We start from the raw sequence: 19,222 nt of genomic DNA, 5'->3' as shown, positions 1-19,222 counted from the left end.
GCCCGCAGGAGAAACCCAATGGCTGAATATCAAAACATCTTCACGCGTGTGCAGGTCGCAGGGCCGGCGCACATGGGTGTGCCGCTGCCCGAACAGGACAGCCCGCGCACCGGCAAGAAGCCTTGGCAGGTTCACCTGCTGGGTCGCCTGGGCATGGCGCAGATCGGGCCGATCTATCTCGGCGCGCTCGGCATCATGTCGATCGTCTTCGGCTCGCTGGCCACGCTGATCATCGGCCTGAACATGCTGGCCTCGGTCGGCTGGGACCCGATCGAGTTCCTGCGCCAGTTCTTCTGGCTGGCGCTCGAGCCGCCGTCTCCGAAGTACGGCCTGAAGCTGCCGCCGCTGAACGACGGCGGCTGGTGGCTGATGGCGGGCCTGTTCCTGACGATCTCCATCCTGCTGTGGTGGGTGCGCATGTACACCCGGGCTCGCGCCCTGGGCATGGGCACGCACGTCGCGTGGGCCTTCGCCGCCGCGATCTGGCTGTATCTGGTGCTGGGCTTCATCCGCCCGGTGCTGATGGGCAGCTGGTCGGAAGCCGTGCCTTTCGGCATCTTCCCGCACCTGGACTGGACCGCCGCGTTCTCGCTGCGCTACGGCAACCTGTTCTACAACCCGTTCCACGCGCTCTCGATCGCCTTCCTGTACGGCGCAACGCTGCTGTTCGCGATGCACGGTGCGACGATCCTGGCCGTCAGCCGCTTCGGTGGCGAGCGTGAACTGGAGCAGATCGCCGACCGCGGTACCGCCTCGGAACGCGCCCAGCTGTTCTGGCGCTGGACGATGGGCTTCAACGCGACGACCGAGTCGATCCACCGCTGGGCGTGGTGGTTCGCCGTGCTGTGCCCGCTGACCGGCGGCATCGGCATCCTGCTGTCGGGCACCGTCGTCGACAACTGGTATCTGTGGGCCGTCAAGCACGGCGTGGCACCGTCGTATCCGGCTGTGTTCGCGCCCACGATCGACCCCGCCACCCTGCAGGGAGTCAAGTGATGGCACTCGCGGTTCGCATTTCGACCCTTACCGTCGCCGTGACTGCGGCGGCCCTGCTCGCCGGATGCGAGCGCCCGCCGGTTGACTCCGTGCAGCGGGGCTACCGCGGCACCGGGATGCAGCACATCGTCAACCCGCGCACGCTGGCCGAGCAGATTCCGCTGAATCAAGCTCCGGCCGGCACGCCGGTGGCTGACGATTCGGGCCCGCGCGCCGGGCAGGTGTTCCAGAACGTCAAGGTTCTGGGCCATCTGTCGGTGGCCGAGTTCACGCGCCACATGGCGGCGATCACCCAATGGGTGGCGCCGACCGAGGGCTGCACCTACTGCCACACGGACAATCTGGCCGACGACTCGAAGTACCAGAAGGTCGTCTCGCGTCGCATGATCGAGATGACGCAGAAGGTCAACGCGCAGTGGACGCAGCACGTCGCCGCCACCGGCGTCACCTGCTACACCTGCCACCGTGGCCAGCCGGTGCCCAAGGAGATCTGGTTCAAGGCCGAAGCGCAGAACAAGCGCGCGGACTTCATCGGCAACCTCGATGGCCAGAACCAGGCCAAGAAGGTGGTGGGCCTGACCTCGCTGCCCTATGACCCGTTCTCGACCTTCCTGAAGGACGACACCCAGGTCCGGGTCTACGGCACGACGGCACTGCCGACGGGCACGACCACCGCGGGCATCAAACAGGCCGAGAAGACCTATGGCCTGATGATGCACATGGCGGGCGCGCTCGGCGTCAACTGCACCTACTGCCACAACACCAATGGCTTTGGCAGCTGGGACAACGCCGCACCGCAACGTGCGACGGCCTGGTACGGCATTCGCCTGGCGCGTGACCTGAACAACGGGTTCATGGAAGGGCTGACCAAGACCTTCCCGGCGCACCGGCTCGGGCCGACTGGCGACGTGGCCAAGATCAACTGCGCCACCTGCCACCAAGGTGCCTACAAGCCGATCTACGGCGCGCAGATGGCCAAGGACTACGTCGGTCTGAAGGGCCCGGCGCCCGCGGCTGCGGCTGCCGCTGCGGTCGCCACACCGGTCGACGCCGCCGCGTCGGAACCTGTTGCCACGGTGGCCACCGCCACCAAGTGACGTGATGACCAGCGGCCGCGGCACTCGCCGCGGCCGCCTTACATGACGAACGACATCCGCAACGCCGCCGACGTCCCGCAGCTGGGCTCGGCGGCGTCGCCGTTTTCAAACGGCCCGGCGACTGCCGCCGATCTCGGCGGCGACACCGCCGTGCTGCTGCTCATCGACGTTGCCGCAGCCTCGCGTTTGTGGGGCTACGGGCGTTTCATTGCCGGTGCCGCGCCGGTCCGGCGCGAACCCGGCGTGCGGTTCGCGAAACAGTTGGGAACCGGCTACGAGGGCGGTTTCGGGCTGCGTCCAAGCGGCACCCGCCAGGGGCTGTTCGTGCTCTTCGACGGCGAAGCCGCGGCTGACGCGTTTCTCGCGAGCTCGGACCTGGCCCGGCGCTACCGCGAGAACGCCCGCGAACTCTGCATCGTGAAGGCCCGGCCGTACCGCGTGCGCGGTAGCTGGGACGGCTTCACGCCGCGTGTCGGCGGTGTGCCGCCGGCTGACGGGCCGGTCGCCGCGCTGACCCGGGCCTCGATCCGGCCGGGGCGGGCGCACCGCTTCTGGCCCAACGCCGGTCCTTCGCAGGACTCGCTGGAGCGCACCGCAGGCTGCCAGCTGGCGGTCGGGCTGGGCGAAGCGCCGGTGCTGCGCCAGGCCACCTTCAGCATCTGGGAGAACGTGGCGGCAATGGACGCCTACGCCCGCACCGGCGCCCACCAGCGCGCCATCGTCGCGTCGCGCGACTTCTTCTCGGAATCGATGTTCGTGCGTTTCGCGCCGCAGTCGATCACGGGCGTCTGGAAAGGGCGCCGATATGGCTGAGGCGCTGCGCACCCACCACGTGGTCGTCGTCGGCGCCGGCATCGCCGGCCTGACGAGCGCGCTGCTGCTGGCCTGCCGCGGGCTGCAGGTGACGCTGGTCGAGAAGGCGGCCGCACCGGGCGGCAAGATGCGCCAGGTCGTCGTCGACGGCGCGGCGATGGACGCCGGGCCGACGGTGTTCACGATGCGCTGGGTCTTCGACCAGATCTTCGCCGCCGCCGGCACCTCGGTCGAAGAGCAGCTGAAGCTGCAGCCGCTGGGGGTTCTGGCGCGCCATGCCTGGCGTGGACAGGACCAGCGGCTGGACCTGTTCGCCGACATCCGGCGTTCCGCCGAGGCGATCGGCGAGTTCAGCGGGCCCGAGGAGGCGCGCCGTTTCCTCGGTTTCTGCCGCCAGGCGCGCCAGCTCTACGACCACCTCGAGGGGCCGTACATCCGCTCCGAGCGCCCGACGCTGGGCAGCATGGTCGGCGACCTCGGCCCGCGCGGGCTGATGACGCTGATGCAGATCGGCCCGTTCTCCAACCTCTGGCGCTCGCTGTCGCGGCATTTCCGTGACCCGCGGCTGCAGCAGCTGTTCGCGCGCTACGCGACCTATTGCGGCGCGTCGCCCTGGCTCGCGCCGGCGACGCTGATGCTGGTCGCGCAGGTCGAGCTCGACGGCGTCTGGGCGGTCGAAGGCGGCATGCACGCGGTCGCCAGGACCTTCGCCGCGCTCGCCGAGAGCCGCGGGGTGCGGTTCCACTATGGCCGTGCCTGCGAGCAGGTGCTGGTGCGCGACGGCCGCGCCGTCGGTGTGCGGCTGGCCGGCGGCGAGGAGATCGCCGCCGACTCGGTGCTCTTCAACGGCGACGTCAATGCGCTCGCCCAGGGGCTGCTGGGCGACCCGGCGCGCCGTGCCACCGCCGCGGTGGCGCCGGCGCGGCGTTCCCTGTCCGCGCTGACCTGGCTGGTCAACGCGCGCACCGATGGTTTTCCGCTGGTGCGCCACAACGTGTTCTTCGACGACGATTACGCGTCGGAGTTCGACGACATCTTCCGGCAGCGCCGCCTTCCGCGGCGCGGCACGGTGTACGTCTGTGCCCAGGATCGCACCGACGATGGAACCGGGCCCGACGCCCCCGAACGCCTGCTGTGCCTGGTCAACGCACCGGCCGACGGGGACCGGCGGCCCTTCGATGTTTCGGAGACCGAACCATGCGAGCAGCGGAGTCTGGCGCTGATGCGCGAGTGCGGCCTGACGATGGAATGGAGCCCGCAGACGCATCGGCTGGCGACACCGGCGGACTTCGAGCGCCTGTTCCCGGCGACGGGCGGGGCGCTGTACGGCCCGGCGACGCACGGCTGGATGTCCTCGTTCCACCGGGCGTCGTCGACGAGCCGGCTGCCGGGGCTGTATCTGGCGGGCGGCAGCGTGCACCCGGGTCCGGGCGTGCCGATGGCGGCGATGTCCGGCCGGCTGGCGGCCGAGACGCTGCTGGCGCACCTCGATTCGACCAGCCGGTCCCGCCGGGTGGTTATCTCTGGTGGTATGTCGACGCGCTCAGCGACGACGGGCGGCACGGCCTGACCTTCATCGCCTTCGTCGGCAGCGTCTTTTCCCCCTATTACGCCTGGGCCGGCGGGTCGGACGCGACCGGCGCCGACCCCGAGAACCACTGCGCGCTCAACCTGGCGCTGTACGGCGACGCCGGCAAACGCTGGACGATGACCGAACGCGGCAAACGCTGGATCCGGCGCAGCGCCGACGAGTTCGTCATCGGGCCGAGCCGGCTGCAATGGGACGGCGAGTCGCTGCTGGTCGAGTTCGACGAGATCGGCGCCCCGATTCCGCAGCGCGTGCGCGGGCGCGTGCGCATCTGGCCCCAGGCCTTGTGCCGCTTCAGCACCGCGCTGGACAGCGGCGGGCGGCACCGCTGGGGGCCGATCGCGCCCTGTAGCCGTATCGAGGTCGAGCTCGACTCGCCGCGGGTGCGCTGGACCGGGCACGCCTACCTCGATTCGAACGAAGGCGACGAACCGATAGACCGGCCGTTCCGCGAATGGGACTGGTCGCGCGCGACGCTGGCCGACGGCAGCACCGCGGTGATCTACGACGTGCGCCAGAAGATGGGCGGCGACCGTGTGATCGCCGAGCGTTTCCTGCTCGACGGCAGCACCGAGAGTTTCGAGGCGCCACCGCGCCAGGCCCTGCCGACGACGCTGTGGCGCATCGCGCGCACGATGCGCACCGAGCCCGAGGTGCCGGCGACGGTGCTGCAGACGCTGGAGGACACGCCGTTCTATGCGCGGTCGATGCTGCGCTCGGGGCTGCTCGGGGAAGAGGTGGTCTCGGTGCACGAGACCATGGTGCTGCCGCGCGTCGTCACGCTGCCGGTGCGGTTGATGCTGCCGTGGCGCATGCCGAGGCGGGGCTGAGTTCGGGGCCCCGACTTGGCGGCCGCGTGTGAAGTAGCACTCAAGCCTGGACTTGCGATCAAGGGCGTTCGGCCTTGATCGTCCCAACTCAGCTCTCGCGCGTGAAATCGCGCGAGAGCCTGAGCCAGGCACGCAAGGCCTTCCGGCCTTGCGTGTCCAGGCTCAGTCCTGGTGGTCGTCGGCTCGGCGGCCGTTGAACGAGCTGGGCCGGTAGATGTTGCCTTCGCGCTGAACCGTCGTGCCGCCGCGGCGTGCGCGTTCGATCACCTCGACCGCTTCACGCTCGGCACTGCGGCGCTGGCGGCTCCAGCGCCAGGCGGCGCGCGCGCGCATCAGCATCTGCTGGACGCGGCCACGACCGATCAGCATGCCCAGCAGCAGGGCAACGCAGACGCTGAGCCCGATTGCGGCGAAGACCTTCTCGACCATGGCATGGAATCTAGCGCGCTTGCGGGCCGCCGTCGCGCAAGTTCTGCGCGTTTCGGCTGATGCGCTTGAACATGATCAGCCGCCATCCCGCGAATGCGACCACACCGGCAAGCAGCATCAACGTCTCGACGACGATGACCGACAGCGCGCTTTGCATCGTGCAGCGGCTCAGGCGCGACGCGCGGCCTGGCGTTCCATCAGTTCGATCACCCAGCCGATGCGGTCGTCTAGCGAGCGCTGCGGCGGCCGCGGTGGCGGCGCCGGCACCGGCGAGGCCGCGGCGGCGTCGACCAGATACTGGATCGCCGGCAGCGGCGGCATCGAGATGTAGGCGCGGCCCGGTGTGTTCAGCGCGGCCGAGGCGGCCCGTGCCATCAGCGCGGCCTTGCGCCGAGCAGGAACGACGATGCGGCGGTTGACCGAGTCCAGGCCTTCGCGGTCCAGGCGTGCACCGATCTCGGCGTAGACCAGGCGCGCGGCGCGGATCGCCGGGCGGCAGTCGCGCGGCAGCGCGGCGATGCCGTGTTCCGAACGTTCGTACAGCTCGTCGGCAGCCCCCAGCAGCCGGCGCACGGTCTGCGCGACCTCGGGGCAGTGCACCGGGTTGCGCAGCCAGGCGTCGACGTCCAGCCCGGCCTCGACCAGCCAGCTGCGCGGCAGGTACAGGCGGCCGTTGCGCGCGTCCTCTCCGACGTCGCGCGCGATGTTGGTGAACTGCATCGCGACGCCGAGTTCGCAGGCGCGGGCCAGCGCCTGCTGCGAGCGCACGCCCATGATCACCGCCATCGCCGCGCCAACGGCGCCGGCGACGCGTGCGCCGTAATCCTCGACCTGAGCGATCGTGTCGTAACGGCGGCCTTCCGCGTCCCACAGGAAGCCTTCGAGCAGCGCGTCCAGCAGCAGGCGCGGTACGCCATAGCGGTGCACGACACCGGCCAGCGCCCGGTCGGCCGCGATCGCCGCCGGCTCGCCGGCATAGACGCCATCGAGTCGCGTGCGCAGTTCGGCCATCGCCGCATGCGGGTCGCCGCTCAGGTCGACAGCGTCGTCGGCGACGCGGCAGAAGGCGTAGAGCGCGGTGGCCGGCGCCCGTACACGCTGCGGCAGCAGCAGCGAGGCAGCGAAGAAGGATTTGGAGCCACCGCGCATCAGTTCGCGGCAGGCCTGCAACTCGGTCGAGACGCGCAACTCAGCGGGCATGAAGCAGGTTGTTGTCGGAAGGGGGCACGAGCAGCGCCGGCGGATCGTGCGGCTCGCCCGGCTCGCGGGAACGCAGCGCCCAGCGCCACAGGGCGGCCACGGGCAGCGGCAGCACCATCATCCAGTGCTCGATGACGGCCATGCCGAGCATGGTCGCGACCAGCAGCAGCCCGGCGTGCAGCGCCGGCGAGGTGGCCGGCGCCAGCGCCTCCTGCACCATCAGCGCGGCGACGATGGTCGGCACCGTCACCGAGAGCGGGAACAGCAGGTTCATCGCCCGGCGGCGGAAGAAGCTGACGAGGTACTTCAGGTGTTCCGGCAGGAACTCCTCGCTCAGGTTGCGCACGCCCAGGAAGAGGTTCAGCTTGGCGCTGGTGCGCATCGACCACAGCACCAGGTAGGTCCAGGTGCCGACCTGGTTCGGCTCGCCCCAGGTGACGGCGACGATCGCGATGCCGACGCTGATGATCGCGATCTCGTGCCACAGGATGGCCTGGATCGCGTGCACGAAGCGGGTCCAGCCACTCGCGCCGGCCGGCGTCGCGGTCTTGCGCGGGCCTGTGATCCAGCCGGTCAGGAAGGCCAGTTCGTGCCAGCCCCAGACCAGCAGCGCGCAGGTGAACGCGCAGTAGGCGTCGGCCGGCGTCGTCTTGCCGGCGGTATGCATCAGTGCGGCGAAGGCGGTGATCGCCAGCGCACTGGAGATGACCAGACTCCAGCGGAAGGTGTTCCGCGGAAGACCGTCGAGCAGCAGGATCAGCCCGGTGCTGAACCACCAGACGAACACCGCGAACAGCACCGGGATCGCCACGCTCAGCATCGTGTCCTCTCTTTCACCAGGCCGGGGCCATGCGCACCTGTGCCGGCAGCGCGTGACGACGCACCGGGATCAGGTACATGCGGGCGAAGGTCGCGGCACCGGCCGCGGCCCACAGGCCTTGCTGCACGCGGCCGACGAGACCACCGCGCTTCTTGGCGGCGTCGATGCGGGTCTTGACCTGCACCAGCCGCTCCATGCCGGCGCGGAAGGCCGGGTGATCGATGTCCAGCGAGATCGGGAAGACCTGCTTGGAGATCTCGCTCGTGATCTCGAAGACGCGGTAGTCGTAGTCGGTCGACTCCAGTCCCATCGCCTCGTGCAGCAGCGGGCGCATGTGGTCGCGCACGTACATCGTCGCGTAGACGGCCAGCAGGAAGAAGCGCACCCACAGCAGGTTCGGGCCCGAGATCAGCTGCGGGTTGGCGCGCAGGATCAGTGCGAACGACTCGCCATGGCGGAATTCGTCGTTGCACCAGCGCTCGAACCAGCGAAAGATCGGATGGAAGCGCTTGTCCGGATGGCGCTCGAGCTGGCGGTAAATGGTGATGTAGCGCGCGTAGCCGATCTTCTCGGACAGGTAGGTCGCGTAGAAGATGTACTTGGGCTTGAAGTAGGTATAGGCCTTGTTGCGCTTGAGCCCGCCCAGGTCGATGCCGAGACCGAAGTCGCGCAGCGCCTGGTTGATGAAGCCGGCGTGGCGCGACTCGTCGCGCGCCATGTAGCGCATCAGTGCCTTGACGTCGGGGTTGTCGACGTTCTTCTGGATCTCGTTGTAGAGCACGCAGCCGGAGAACTCGGAGGTGACCGACGAGATCAGGAAGTCCAGGAACTCCTGGCGCAGTTCGGGCGAGACCTGCGAGAAGCGTTCGGCCACTTCCTGCGTGAACTCGGGCGTGCGCTGGAAGTGGTCGTGGTTGTTGTCGCCCTCGTACTCGGACAGCATCGCCTCCCACTCCGCGCGGATCGAGGAGACGTCGATCCGGTTCATCGCGGCGTAGTCGGTGGTGTAGAAGCGCGGGCTCAGGAGCGTGCTCTCCTTGGCCCTGCGGGCGGCCTCTTCGGGTGACTCTATCGTCGGGGTCGCGAGCATGAGGGGTCTCCGTGGTGTGTCAGCGGGCTGGAGCCTGCTGGTTGTCGACCTTCAGTAGACGTGCGAACACGGCTGCGTTGGTCGGGCCGAAGGACTCCAGGTCGATGCGCTGGCCCGTTGCCGGGTCCATCAGCGTCAGCCGACCGTCGTTCCGGGCGACAAGTTCGAACGCCTGTTCGGGGCCCAGGCCCCGCTTGTGACGTTCGCGGGCGAGTGCACGCAGGGCCCCACGGAGGAACCCGGCCTCGCCCTGGACCGATTCGACCTGCACGCCGTCGCGTGCGTCGATGACGGCGATGCTGCCGTCGGGTCGGTCCTCGAATCTCAGCGCACGCACGGCGACGGGCTCGCCGTCGGGCGCGCGTATGGTCTGGCCGCTCATGCGCACCGCGGCCACGCCGATGATGACGGCGACGAGCGCCAGGCCGATGGCGATCAGCGGCCCGCGCGTCAGATACGGCGTCTGCTCAGGCATCGCGTCGCTCATGCGGCAGCGCCATGGCCGGCCAGCGTGCCGGCGGCGCTGCGGCCGTCGGTGGCAGCGGCCGGAACGGCCGGCGTCTCGTTGGCCCGCGACCAGGCCTCGGAGAGCTGCCGCGCGACGGTCTCGGCATCGGGAACGCAGCGCAGCATCGGCTCGGGCTTGCTGAAGCGCCAGGGGCGCACGTGCGGCCAGATGTGCAGGAAGGCGATGCGGTCGGTGCCGAGCAGCGCGATCGGGATGTCGCCGGTGCCGTCGCGATGACGGCGCAGCCCGGCGGCGGCGATGCGCTTGAACGGGATGTTGAAGGTGACGGTCAGCACGATGCCCACGCGCATCACGACACGCCGGTCGGTGATCGTGTAGACCGAACCGCGAGCGGTCAGCCACGCGAGACCGACGATCAGCGCGATCGCGAACACGACCAGCGGCAGCAGCACGACGAGCGCACGCAGTGCGTCGACGGAACTGCCGCCCTGGCTCAGCACGTAAGCGACACGCGCCGCCAGAACGGCGGCGAAGTACAGCACCAGCGCGGGCACGTGAAAGGCGCGCCGGGCGAGCGCGCGCCAGTCGGGGCTGCCCTGCCAGAGCATGTGCTCCTGGACAGGCAGGACCTCCGGCAGGCCGTGCACGGGCTCGTAATCGTGCTCGTGCCCGGTGGTGTGCCGGTGGCCCTGTGTCACAGCAGGGGCTCCTGCCGCGACGGCTCGGCGTACAGCGTGCCGGCGCCGTAGTAGGCGCAGATCTTCTCTTCTTCCAGCATCGTCACCTGTTCCGGGTGCTTGGTCGTCGGCACGTCGGCGAACTGCGAGCCGAGGATGGCCTTGACCTTGACCGCGTCACGCTTGAAGTTGACGAAGTTGATCGGCAGCAGCTTGCGCGCACCGCCGGGCAGTTCGACTTCGAGGTAACGGAACAGGTTTTCCGGCGTGTCGACCCAGAGGTCGACGACCGTTCCGGCTTCGACGCCGTCGGCGCCGACCACCGGCAGGCCACGCGGATCGCGGTCCTGATGGGCGACGTCGAAGTCCGGCACCAGGCGCAGCGGCAGGATGCGAACGCCGCCGTCGCCGTCGGTGTCGACGCGGTCGGCACGTTCGGTCCACGAGCCCGGGCCGACGCCGGCGAGCAGCGGGTTGCCGGTCGGGACCAGCGGCGCGCCGGTCCAGGCGTGCGCGGGTTCGGCGGCGATGTCGGCCTGCGACGGCTCGGCCTTCGGCACGACGTGTTCATGGCCGTCGGCGAGTTTGTAGGTCTTGGCGTCGGGCACCGGCCAGCCGGTGATGACACCGCGGCCCGTGCCGCTGTCCATGTCAGGGTAGCCCTCGCGGTGGTTCTCGCGCACGAGGTAATAGACAAGGCCCGCAAAGAACGCCCAGAAGGCGTACAGCACGAGCTGCGCAACGTCGACGTAGGATGTGATGGCACCAGTTCCCATGGGGTTCTCCTTCTCGCGAATCTCGCTAGCCGGGGAAATCGGCCAGTCCGAATTGGTTTTGTGCAGTCTGCCGCCGCCGCCCCGCGCGGCCTACCAGCGGGCCGATCGCGACGAGCGCCGCGAACAGCAGGACGATCTCGAACTGATACACGAACGTATAACCGGTCACGGGGCTGACCAGTACCTGTCCGAGCAAACCTTGAGTCGCCATGCCCGACACGAGGTCGCGCACGGCACCGCCGGCCGCAACGGCACCACCCGCCGCCGTGGCCTGCACGGCGCCCCAGGCGCCGAGCGCCAGGCCGACGTGTTCACGGCGCTCCATCCCCATCGCCGCGGTCAGCGTGCCGACGGAGAACAGCCCGGCGCCGAAGCCGATGAGCACGGTGCCGACGCGAAACATCATCGGCGAGTCCAGCGGCGCGGCGAACAGCACGAGCGCAAAGGCCGGCAGCCCGACGACGGCACCGCTGGCGGCCACGCGCAAGGGGTCCGAGCCGCGCGCCAGCAAGCGTGCAGCGAGCGCGAACGCGACCAGCGAGCCGGCCGCCAGCAGCGCCGTCAGGGTGCTGGTGGCGCTGACGCTCAGCTTCAGGATCTCGCCGCCGTAAGGCTCGAGCACGATGTCCTGCATGTTGAAGGCCGCGGTGCCCAGGCCGACCATCCACAGGAAGCGGCGCGCGTCGGGCTGCTCGATGAAGCCGCGCCACATCGTGCGGAACTCGGGCGCGGGCTGGTCCTTGCTGCGGCGCCGGTTCGGGTCGCGCGCTTCCTGCTTCCAGACGGCGATCAGGTTCAGTGCCACCGTCAGCAGCGCCGCACCCTGCACGACCTGCACCAGGCGCTGCTCTGAGAAGTCCGACAGCAGCGCCGCGCAGCTCATGCCGCCGCCGACCAGGCCGACGAGCAGCATCACGTACATCAGCGCGACGACACGCGGGCGGGACTCTTCGCTTGCCAGGTCGGTCGCCAGCGCCAGGCCGGTGGTCTGCGTCGTCTGCAGGCCGGCGCCGACCAGCAGGAACGAGATGCCGGCGAAGATCTGCCCGACCCAGCCCAGGCCGAGCTGGCCCTGGCCGGTCAGCACCAGCAGCGCGAACGGCATGATCGCCAGGCCGCCGAACTGCATCAGCGTGCCCAGCCAGATGTAGGGCACGCGGCGCCAGCCGATGACCGAGGCGTGCACGTCGGAGCGAAAACCCACGAAGGCCCGGAAGGGCGCCGCCAGCATCGGCAGCGCGACCATGATCGAGACGATCCAGGCGTGCACGCCGAGCTCGACGATCATCACGCGATTGAGCGTGCCCACCAGCAGCGCCGTGGCCAGGCCGACCGAGACCTGGAACAGCGCCAGGCGCAGCAGGCGCGGCAGCGGCAGCCCCGGGCTGGCGGCGTCGGCAAAAGGCATCAGGCGCGGCACGACGCGCTGCAGCCATTCGCGCAGCGGGTCGGGCAGGGCCGGGGTTGCCTTCAAGTGCGTCTCCACTCCGTGGCTTGCGAGGTGTAGAAGCCGCTGGAAACACGCTCGCTGCGGCCCCACTGCCAGTCGCCCAGATCCGGATGCGCCGCCATCAGCGCGCGCAGCTTCTCGGGCGCCACCGGCACGATGGACGGCGAGCGGTCGCCGCGCGGGAAGGCGCGGCCGACGGCGAACATCAGCGCCAGCAGCGCAGTGCGCGGCGCGAAGGTGAACACCATCGAGGTCGAGGTGCGTTCGGCCAGTCGGGCCAGCGCCTGTACCGCGTCGGGCGCGTCGTAATGGATCACCGAATCCATCGCGATCACGTGGTCGAAGCGGCCGAGCGCGGCGTCGAGCATGTCGCCGCTGCGGAAGTCGATCGAGCCCGGGCCGAGCGACTCGGGCAGGCGTTCGCGGGCGAAGCCGACCAGCGTCGGCGACAGGTCGATCGCGAGCACGTCGGCGCCACGGCGCGCGAGTTCGATCGAGGCCGCGCCGGTGCCGCAGCCGGCGTCGAGCACGCGCCGGCCGCGCAGGTCCTGCGGCAGCCAGGACAGCAGCGTCGTGCGCATGCGGTCGCGGCCGGCGCGCACGGTGGCGCGCACGCCGCTGACCGGGGCGTCCGAGGTCAGCCGCGCCCAGGTCTGGGCGGCGGTGCGGTCGAAGTAGTGCTCGACCTCGCCGCGGCGGTTCTGATAGCTGGCGTTGTCCATGGCGCTCAATCGAAACCCAGCAGGTCGAAGATGTCGCGGTCGCGCATCGGCTCGCAGTACAGCGGGTCGACGCCGTCCCACAGGCGCTGGGCGAGCTGCAGGTACTCGGCCTGCACCGCCCGCACTTCGGGCGTGTCTTCCATCTCGAACAGCGTGGCCTTCTTCAGCCGGCTCTTGCGGATCACGTCCAGCGCCGGGATGCGCGCCATCGTGCGCAGGCCGATGCGGTCGTTGAACTTGTCGATCTGGTCGGTGGCGTCGGAGCGGTTGGCGATGATGCCGCCCAGGCGCACGTTGTAGTTCTTCGCCTTGGCGCCGATCGCCTGGACGATGCGGTTGGCGGCGAAGATCGAGTCGAAATCGTTGGCGGTGACGATCAGCGCCCGGTCGGCATGCTGCAGCGGGGCGGCGAAACCGCCGCAGACCACGTCGCCGAGCACGTCGAAGATGACGACGTCGGTCTCTTCGAGCAGGTGGTGCTCCTTCAGCAGCTTGACGGTCTGGCCGACGACGTAGCCGCCGCAGCCGGTGCCCGCCGGCGGGCCGCCGGCTTCGACGCACATGACGCCGTTGTAGCCTTCGAAGACGAAGTCCTCGACACGCAGCTCTTCCGGGTGGAAGTTCACCGTCTCGAGCACGTCGATGACGGTGGGCACCATGCGCTTGGTCAGCGTGAAGGTCGAGTCGTGTTTCGGGTCGCAGCCGATCTGCAGCACGCGCTTGCCGAGCTTGCTGAAAGCCACCGACAGGTTGCTGGAGGTCGTGCTCTTGCCGATGCCGCCCTTGCCGTAGATCGCGAAGATCTTGGCGTTGCCGAGCTTGGCGCCGGTTTCCATCTGCACTTGCACGCTGCCGTCGCCGTCAGGGCGAGCGCCGCGGCCGATCTGGCTCGGAGAGATCGTGGTCGTGTTCATGCCCGCGTCTCCGCGGTCCGGGCGTACTGTGCCCGCGTGATCGTCGTCGTCATGCTGGAGTTCCTTCGTATACACCTTCGAGGCGGTCTTCCAGCTCTTCGCCGGCGCGGCGCAGGGCTTCGAGCACTTCCGGGTCCGGCGCCCAGTACTGGCGTTCGGACGCTTCGATCAGGCGATTGGCCACCTTCGCCGAGGCGGCGGGGTTCAGACGCGCGAGGCGCTCGCGCATCTCGGGGTCGAGCATGAAGGTCTCGGTGAGCTGCTGGTAGACCCAGGGCTGCACCTGGCCGGTCGTCGCCGACCAGCCCATCGTGTTGGTCACGTGGACCTCGATCTGGCGCACGCCTTCGTAGCCGTGTTCCAGCATGCCTTCGTACCACTTCGGGTTCAGCATGCGCGTGCGGGTCTCGAGCGCCACCTGCTCGGACAGCGTGCGCACCGTGCCGTCGCCCTTGGTCTGGTCCCCGATGTAGACCGGCGTCGCGGCGCCGCCTTTGGCGCGGCGCACCGCACGGCTGATGCCGCCCAGGGTGTCGAAGTAGGTGTCGACCGTCGTCACGCCCAGCTCGACCGAGTCGAGGTTCTGGTAGGCGAGGTCGACGTCGGCGAGCACGCTCTGCAGCAACTCGGCCTTCTGCATCGGCTTGCCAGCGCGGCCGTAGGCGAAGCCCTTGCGGCGGCTGTAGGTCTCGGCGAGTTCGTCCTCGTCGTCCCAGCGGCCGTTCTCGACCAGGTTGTTGACGTTGGAGCCGTAGGTGCCGTCGGCGTTGCCGAAGACGCGCAGCGAGGCCGTCTCCATGTCGCAGCCGTGCTGCTGCATGTAGGCCAGCGCATGCTTGCGCACGAAGTTCTGCTCGGCCGGCTCGTCGGTGGTGGCAGCCAGGTAGGCGGCTTCAGCCAGCAGCTTGATCTGCAGCGGCAGCAGGTCGCGGAAGATGCCCGACAGCGTGATGACGACGTCGATGCGCGGGCGGCCCAGTTGTTCCAGCGGGATCAGCGTCGCGCCGGCGAGGCGGCCGTAGCTGTCGAAACGCGGCGTCGTGCCCATCAGCGCCAGCGCCTGGCCGATCGGGCCGCCTTCGGTCTTCAGGTTGTCGGTGCCCCAGAGCACCAGCGCGACCGATTCGGGCAAGGCATTGCCGTCGGCAACGTGGCGGTCGATCAGCAGCTGCGCCAGGCGCGCGCCGTCCTTCACCGCGAACGCGCTGGGGATGCGGAAGGGGTCGAAGCCGTGCAGGTTGCGGCCGGTCGGCAGCACCTCGGGCGTGCGCAGCAGGTCGCCGCCCGGCGCCGGTGGCACGAAGCGGCCGTCGAGCGCACGCAGGATGCCGGCGACCTCGGTGTCTTCGGCCAGCAGGCGGTTGGCGCGGATCAAGTCGTCGTGGCCCGCAGGCTTGGCGCCGGCGACGATGGCTTCCACCACCGAACGCTCTGGCGGCGTGTCGCCGGCCATCGACATCAGCATGTCCACGCGCTGGGCTTCGGTCAGCGCCCGGCCGACGACGTGCAGGCCGTGCGGGATCAGCGTGTATTCGAGCTCGAGCACGGCTGCCGTCAGACGCTGGACCTCGGCTTGCGCCTGTTCCGGCGTCCACACCGGTTCGGCCGGGGCGAGATCGAGCTCGGCGGCCTGGGCCTGGATGACGCCGGAGTAGTCGGCACGCTCGGCCGCGTCCGGGTCGAGCGCACGCCAGCGTTCCAGCGAGGCCTTCAGCTCGAGCAGGCCGCGGTACAGCCCGGCTTGGGCCACCGGCGGCGTCAGGTAGCTGATCAGCGTCGCCGCGGCGCGGCGCTTGGCGATCGCGCCTTCGGACGGGTTGTTCGAGGCGTAGAGATAGAAGTTGGGCAGGTCCGAGATCAGGCGGTCGGGCCAGCACATGCCCGACATGCCGGTCTGCTTGCCGGGCATGAACTCGAGCGCGCCATGGGTGCCGAAGTGCAGCACCGCGTCGGCCTTGAAGTCGTCGCGCAGGTAGCGGTAGAAGGCCGAGAACGCGTGCGTCGGGGCGAAGCCGTGTTCGAACAGCAGCCGCATCGGGTCGCCTTCGTAGCCCATGCTCGGCTGGATCGCGACCAGCGCGTTGCCGAACTGGGCGCCGAGCACGAAGATCGAGCGGCCGTCGGTGAGCTGGCGGCCCGGCGCCGGGCCCCACTGGGCCTCGATCTGCTTCAACCAGCGTTCGTGGCGCACGTGGTCGTCGACGGGGATGAAGGCGTGCACGTTGGCGTCGGCGCCGTAGGTCTGGGCGTTGCCCTTGAGCACCGTGTCGCGCAGCGCGTCGACGTTTTCCGGCACCTCGACCGCGTAGCCCTGGGCCTTCATGCCCTTGAGGGTCTCGTACAGGCTCTCGAACACCGACAGATAGGCGGCGGTGCCGATGTTCCCGGCGTTGGGCGGGAAGTTGAAGATCACGACCGCGACCTTGCGCTGGGCGCGTTCGGCGCGGCGCAGCGACACCAGGCGCGCGACGCGTGCGGCCAGCGTGGCGGTGCGTTCGGAGCAGCTGCGCATGTCCTGCGCGTTGTCGCTGGCGCCGAACTGGCAGCCCTTGTCGCAGCCGGCGCAGGTGGTGCCGGCGGCGCCGCAGCGGCCACCGAAGATCGTCGGGCTGGTGGCGCCGTCGAGCTCGGGGATCGCAACCATGATGGTGCTTTCCACCGGCAGCAGGCCGCGGTCGGAACCGCCCCATTCGCCCAGCGTCTGGAACTCGACCGGGTGCGCGGCGATGTAGGGCACGTCGAGCTGGGCGAGGATCTCCTCGGCGGCACGAGCGTCGTTGTAGGCCGGGCCGCCGACGAGCGAGAAGCCCGACAGCGAGACGACGGCATCCACCGTCGGCTTGCCGTCCTTCATGAAGAAACGTTCGATCGCCGGGCGCGAATCTAGGCCCGAGGCGAAGGCCGGCACGACCTGCAGGCCCTGGACCTCGAGCGCGGCGATGACGCCGTCGTAGTGCGCCGAGTTGCCGGCCAGCAGGTACGAACGCAGCAGCAGCAGGCCGACGCGGCCCTTGCTCTCGCCGTCCTTGACGACCTTGGGCAGCGCCGCGGCGTCTTCGCCGATGCGGCCCTTCATGCGCGGGTGGTAGATGCCGACGTCCGGGTATTCGACCGGCGCCGCCGGCTTGGCGCGGCCACGCAGCGCGGCGCGTTCGCCGGCCGCGTAGCGGTCGACGAGGAAACGCACCATGTTGAAGACGTTCTCTTCCGAGCCGCCCAGCCAGTACTGCAGCGTCAGGAAGTAGGCGCGCACGTCCTGGGCGGTGCCCGGGATGAAACGCAGCAACTGCGGCACGCGGCGCAGCATCTTCATCTGCGCGGCGCCGCCGGTGGCGGCCTTGTCCTTGTTGCCGCGCAGGCGCTTGAGCAGGGCCAGCGGGCCGGAGGCCGGCTTGTCCATGTCGAAGCCGCCCAGGCGCGTCAGCTTGACGACCTCGGCCGCGGACATCGCGCAGACCAGCGCGTCGCACTCCATGCGGCGCTGCTGCAGCACCGGCATCAGCGGCAGGAAGTGGTCCTCGAGGAAGAGCATCGTCACGATGACGATGTCGCCGCGCTGGATGTCCGCGATGCAGCGCTGCAGCCCTTCGGGCTCGTTGGCCCAGTCGGAGGCGGCGTGCAGCGTCAGTTCCAGCCCCGGCAGCACGCGCCGCAGGTTCGCCCGCGCGCGCTCGGCAGCGCTCGCCAGGTGGGTGTCCATCGTGACGATGACGACCCGGATGGGCGTCGCGTCAACGCCCGAAGTGCGCCTTGGCGTCATACAGCGTTTCCACGGTGATGGTGGCGAGGCCGCGCTCGGCGGCGAAGCGTTCGGTGTTGCGACGTGCCTTGCCGCGCACGAAGAACGGGATCTTCTGCAGTTCCTTCTGCGCATCGGCCGCCCATTGGGCGACGGCGATAGCCGCGGAAGAAGCTGCGGGAGGGGCCAGCGCCGCTGCCGGCGTGGTCTCGGGGGTGGTGTCGGCGGCGACTTCTTCGCTTCGGGCCGGTGCGGACGCGGCCGTTGCCCGCCCCAGATGCGAGGCGGCGGCACCGTCGTGGAACTCGAAGTCGCCGCGGAACATCGTCAGCAGGTGTTCTTCCAGCCCCATCATCAGCGGGTGGACCCAGGTGTCGAAGATGACGTTGGCACCTTCGAAACCCATCTGCGGCGAATAGCGCGCCGGGAAGTCCTGCACGTGCACCGGTGACGAGATCACCGCGCACGGCACGCCCAGGCGCTTGGCGATGTGGCGCTCCATCTGCGTGCCCAGCACCAGCTCGGGCTGCAGCTCGGCGACCTTGGCCTCGACCTCGAGGTAGTCGTCGGTGATCAGCGCCTCGACGCCGTAGAGCTTGGCGGCATCGCGCACGTCGCGTGCGAACTCGCGGCTGTAGGTGCCCAGGCCGACGACGGTGAAGCCCATCTCCTGGTGCGCAACACGCGCCGCGGCGATGACGTGGGTGGCGTCGCCGAAGATGAAGACACGTTTGCCGGTGAGGTAGGTCGAGTCGACCGAACGCGAGTACCAGGGCGAACGCGACAGCGAGTCGGGCAGCGGCGTGTCTGCCGGCAGCCCGGCGAGTTGCAGCACCTCGGCGATGAAGGCCTTGGTCGCGCCGACGCCGATCGGGATCGTCTTCGTGAAGGGCTGGCCGAAGAAGCGCTGCAGCCAGCTCGCGGCCTGCGCGCCGGTCTCGGGGTAGAGCACGACGTTGAAGTCGGCGTCGCCCAGGTGGGCGATGTCGTCGGCCGAGGCGCCCAGCGGCGCGACCGTGCGCACCTCGACGCCGAGTTCGTTCAGCAGGCCGGTGATCTCGCGCACGTCGTCGCGGTGGCGGAAACCCAGCGCCGTCGCGCCCAGCAGGTTGCAGCTCGGCGCGACGCCGGCGTCGCGCGGGGCGCGCTTGCTGCCGGGAGCCGGAGCGTGCGGGCCGGCGAGCGTGCGCACGATCTGGTAGAAGGTTTCCGAGGCGCCCCAGTTTTCCTTGCGCTGGTAGGACGGCAGCTCCAGCGGCACGATGGGCACCGGCAGGTTGAGCGCACGCGCCAGGCCGCCCGGGTCGTCCTGGATCAGTTCGGCGGTGCACGAGGCACCGACCAGCATCGCGTTCGGGCGGAAACGTTCGTAGGCCTGCGAGCAGGCGGTCTTGAACAGGTCCGCGGTGTCGCTGCCCAGGTCGCGCGCCTGGAAGGTCGTGTAGGTGACCGGCGGGCGCCGCGGCAGCCGCTCGATCATCGTGAACAGCAGGTCGGCGTAGGTGTCGCCTTGCGGTGCGTGCAGAACGTAGTGCACGTCCTCCATCGCGGTGGCGACCCGCATCGCACCGACGTGCGGCGGGCCTTCATAGGTCCAGAGCGTCAACTGCAT

Annotated in this window: 18 protein-coding genes; 5 read left to right on the top strand and 13 right to left on the bottom strand. The window is 69.6% G+C overall.

The window, feature by feature from the left end; translation table 11 throughout:
* The first annotated feature begins 18 nt into the window (after positions 1-18).
* The 5 genes from pufM to CKO43_RS03060 all read left to right on the top strand — a co-directional run bounded on the left by pufM (position 19) and on the right by CKO43_RS03060 (position 5,324).
* On the top strand, positions 19-996 hold the full coding sequence (gene pufM, locus CKO43_RS03080; RefSeq protein ID WP_200226426.1) for a photosynthetic reaction center subunit M: 978 nt from the start codon (positions 19-21) through the stop codon (positions 994-996).
* A complete protein-coding gene (gene pufC, locus CKO43_RS03075) occupies positions 996-2,093 on the top strand; it encodes a photosynthetic reaction center cytochrome PufC (protein WP_200377791.1) in 1,098 nt (365 codons plus the stop codon). Before pufM ends, pufC begins: the two co-directional genes overlap by 1 nt.
* A gap of 42 nt (positions 2,094-2,135) precedes the next feature.
* Positions 2,136-2,906, top strand: a complete 771-nt coding sequence (locus tag CKO43_RS03070; RefSeq protein WP_200377790.1) for a spheroidene monooxygenase — start codon at positions 2,136-2,138, stop codon at positions 2,904-2,906.
* The gene (crtD, locus tag CKO43_RS03065) at positions 2,899-4,476 is read left to right on the top strand and encodes a 1-hydroxycarotenoid 3,4-desaturase CrtD (RefSeq protein ID WP_200226430.1); all 1,578 of its coding nucleotides are present in this window, start codon (positions 2,899-2,901) and stop codon (positions 4,474-4,476) included. The genes CKO43_RS03070 and crtD overlap by 8 nt, the downstream gene beginning before the upstream one ends.
* A 137-nt stretch (positions 4,477-4,613) precedes the next feature.
* Positions 4,614-5,324, top strand: a complete 711-nt coding sequence (locus CKO43_RS03060) for a carotenoid 1,2-hydratase (RefSeq protein WP_200226431.1) — start codon at positions 4,614-4,616, stop codon at positions 5,322-5,324.
* Positions 5,325-5,486: 162 nt separating this feature from the next.
* Here the strand turns inward: CKO43_RS03060 and CKO43_RS03055 are convergent, their stop codons facing one another.
* From CKO43_RS03055 to bchB, 13 genes are read right to left on the bottom strand one after another with little or no spacing between them, the layout of a single operon-like run.
* Entirely contained in the window at positions 5,487-5,753 is a 267-nt protein-coding gene (locus tag CKO43_RS03055) for a hypothetical protein (RefSeq protein ID WP_200226432.1), read from the bottom strand.
* Positions 5,754-5,763: 10 nt separating this feature from the next.
* Positions 5,764-5,910 carry a hypothetical protein gene (locus CKO43_RS03050; RefSeq protein ID WP_200377789.1) on the bottom strand — a complete coding sequence of 49 codons (147 nt, stop codon included), beginning with the start codon at positions 5,908-5,910 and terminating at the stop codon, positions 5,764-5,766.
* Between the two features lie 11 nt (positions 5,911-5,921).
* Positions 5,922-6,953: a phytoene/squalene synthase family protein gene (locus CKO43_RS03045; protein ID WP_200226435.1), complete on the bottom strand. Its 1,032-nt coding sequence runs from the start codon at positions 6,951-6,953 to the stop codon at positions 5,922-5,924.
* On the bottom strand, positions 6,943-7,773 hold the full coding sequence (gene puhE, locus CKO43_RS03040; protein ID WP_200226436.1) for a putative photosynthetic complex assembly protein PuhE: 831 nt from the start codon (positions 7,771-7,773) through the stop codon (positions 6,943-6,945). The genes CKO43_RS03045 and puhE overlap by 11 nt, the downstream gene beginning before the upstream one ends.
* 13 nt (positions 7,774-7,786) lie before the next feature.
* Positions 7,787-8,863, bottom strand: a complete 1,077-nt coding sequence (acsF, locus tag CKO43_RS03035) for a magnesium-protoporphyrin IX monomethyl ester (oxidative) cyclase (RefSeq protein WP_200226437.1) — start codon at positions 8,861-8,863, stop codon at positions 7,787-7,789.
* Positions 8,864-8,882: 19 nt separating this feature from the next.
* Positions 8,883-9,338 (bottom strand): photosynthetic complex assembly protein PuhC, encoded by a 456-nt coding sequence (gene puhC / locus CKO43_RS03030; RefSeq protein ID WP_200226438.1) that lies wholly within the window; start codon positions 9,336-9,338, stop codon positions 8,883-8,885.
* An 8-nt stretch (positions 9,339-9,346) separates the two neighbouring features.
* On the bottom strand, positions 9,347-10,030 hold the full coding sequence (gene puhB, locus CKO43_RS03025) for a photosynthetic complex putative assembly protein PuhB (protein WP_200226439.1): 684 nt from the start codon (positions 10,028-10,030) through the stop codon (positions 9,347-9,349).
* Positions 10,027-10,785: a photosynthetic reaction center subunit H gene (gene puhA / locus CKO43_RS03020; RefSeq protein WP_200226440.1), complete on the bottom strand. Its 759-nt coding sequence runs from the start codon at positions 10,783-10,785 to the stop codon at positions 10,027-10,029. The genes puhB and puhA overlap by 4 nt, the downstream gene beginning before the upstream one ends.
* A gap of 25 nt (positions 10,786-10,810) precedes the next feature.
* Positions 10,811-12,259: a BCD family MFS transporter gene (locus tag CKO43_RS03015; protein WP_200377788.1), complete on the bottom strand. Its 1,449-nt coding sequence runs from the start codon at positions 12,257-12,259 to the stop codon at positions 10,811-10,813.
* Positions 12,256-12,957, bottom strand: coding sequence for a magnesium protoporphyrin IX methyltransferase (bchM, locus tag CKO43_RS03010; protein ID WP_200377787.1), 702 nt, complete (start codon positions 12,955-12,957; stop codon positions 12,256-12,258). The genes CKO43_RS03015 and bchM overlap by 4 nt, the downstream gene beginning before the upstream one ends.
* A gap of 5 nt (positions 12,958-12,962) precedes the next feature.
* Positions 12,963-13,871, bottom strand: a complete 909-nt coding sequence (bchL, locus tag CKO43_RS03005) for a ferredoxin:protochlorophyllide reductase (ATP-dependent) iron-sulfur ATP-binding protein (protein ID WP_200226445.1) — start codon at positions 13,869-13,871, stop codon at positions 12,963-12,965.
* A gap of 49 nt (positions 13,872-13,920) precedes the next feature.
* Positions 13,921-17,631 (bottom strand): magnesium chelatase subunit H, encoded by a 3,711-nt coding sequence (locus tag CKO43_RS03000; protein ID WP_200377786.1) that lies wholly within the window; start codon positions 17,629-17,631, stop codon positions 13,921-13,923.
* Positions 17,603-19,222, bottom strand: coding sequence for a ferredoxin:protochlorophyllide reductase (ATP-dependent) subunit B (gene bchB, locus CKO43_RS02995; protein WP_200377785.1), 1,620 nt, complete (start codon positions 19,220-19,222; stop codon positions 17,603-17,605). The genes CKO43_RS03000 and bchB overlap by 29 nt, the downstream gene beginning before the upstream one ends.

The organism is Rubrivivax gelatinosus (genome assembly GCF_016583785.1).
In the GTDB taxonomy this organism is placed as follows: Bacteria; Pseudomonadota; Gammaproteobacteria; order Burkholderiales; family Burkholderiaceae_C; genus Rubrivivax; species Rubrivivax gelatinosus_B.
Note: the sequence above shows the minus strand (reverse complement) of the source record. Positions and strands in the feature narration are given on the sequence as shown.

Bases quoted from the DNA above. Each gene is read 5' to 3' on its own strand.
- CKO43_RS03055 (WP_200226432.1), bottom strand. From the start codon at position 5,753: ATGGTCGAGAAGGTCTTCGCCGCAATCGGGCTCAGCGTCTGCGTTGCC.
- pufM (WP_200226426.1), top strand. From the start codon at position 19: ATGGCTGAATATCAAAACATCTTCACGCGTGTGCAGGTCGCAGGGCCG.
- bchB (WP_200377785.1), bottom strand. From the start codon at position 19,222: ATGCAGTTGACGCTCTGGACCTATGAAGGCCCGCCGCACGTCGGTGCG.
- puhA (WP_200226440.1), bottom strand. From the start codon at position 10,785: ATGGGAACTGGTGCCATCACATCCTACGTCGACGTTGCGCAGCTCGTG.
- bchL (WP_200226445.1), bottom strand. From the start codon at position 13,871: ATGAACACGACCACGATCTCTCCGAGCCAGATCGGCCGCGGCGCTCGC.
- acsF (WP_200226437.1), bottom strand. From the start codon at position 8,863: ATGCTCGCGACCCCGACGATAGAGTCACCCGAAGAGGCCGCCCGCAGG.
- puhC (WP_200226438.1), bottom strand. From the start codon at position 9,338: ATGCCTGAGCAGACGCCGTATCTGACGCGCGGGCCGCTGATCGCCATC.
- bchM (WP_200377787.1), bottom strand. From the start codon at position 12,957: ATGGACAACGCCAGCTATCAGAACCGCCGCGGCGAGGTCGAGCACTAC.
- puhE (WP_200226436.1), bottom strand. From the start codon at position 7,773: ATGCTGAGCGTGGCGATCCCGGTGCTGTTCGCGGTGTTCGTCTGGTGG.
- CKO43_RS03050 (WP_200377789.1), bottom strand. From the start codon at position 5,910: ATGCAAAGCGCGCTGTCGGTCATCGTCGTCGAGACGTTGATGCTGCTT.
- CKO43_RS03070 (WP_200377790.1), top strand. From the start codon at position 2,136: ATGACGAACGACATCCGCAACGCCGCCGACGTCCCGCAGCTGGGCTCG.
- CKO43_RS03060 (WP_200226431.1), top strand. From the start codon at position 4,614: ATGACCGAACGCGGCAAACGCTGGATCCGGCGCAGCGCCGACGAGTTC.
- CKO43_RS03045 (WP_200226435.1), bottom strand. From the start codon at position 6,953: ATGCCCGCTGAGTTGCGCGTCTCGACCGAGTTGCAGGCCTGCCGCGAA.
- crtD (WP_200226430.1), top strand. From the start codon at position 2,899: ATGGCTGAGGCGCTGCGCACCCACCACGTGGTCGTCGTCGGCGCCGGC.
- pufC (WP_200377791.1), top strand. From the start codon at position 996: ATGGCACTCGCGGTTCGCATTTCGACCCTTACCGTCGCCGTGACTGCG.
- CKO43_RS03000 (WP_200377786.1), bottom strand. From the start codon at position 17,631: ATGACGCCAAGGCGCACTTCGGGCGTTGACGCGACGCCCATCCGGGTC.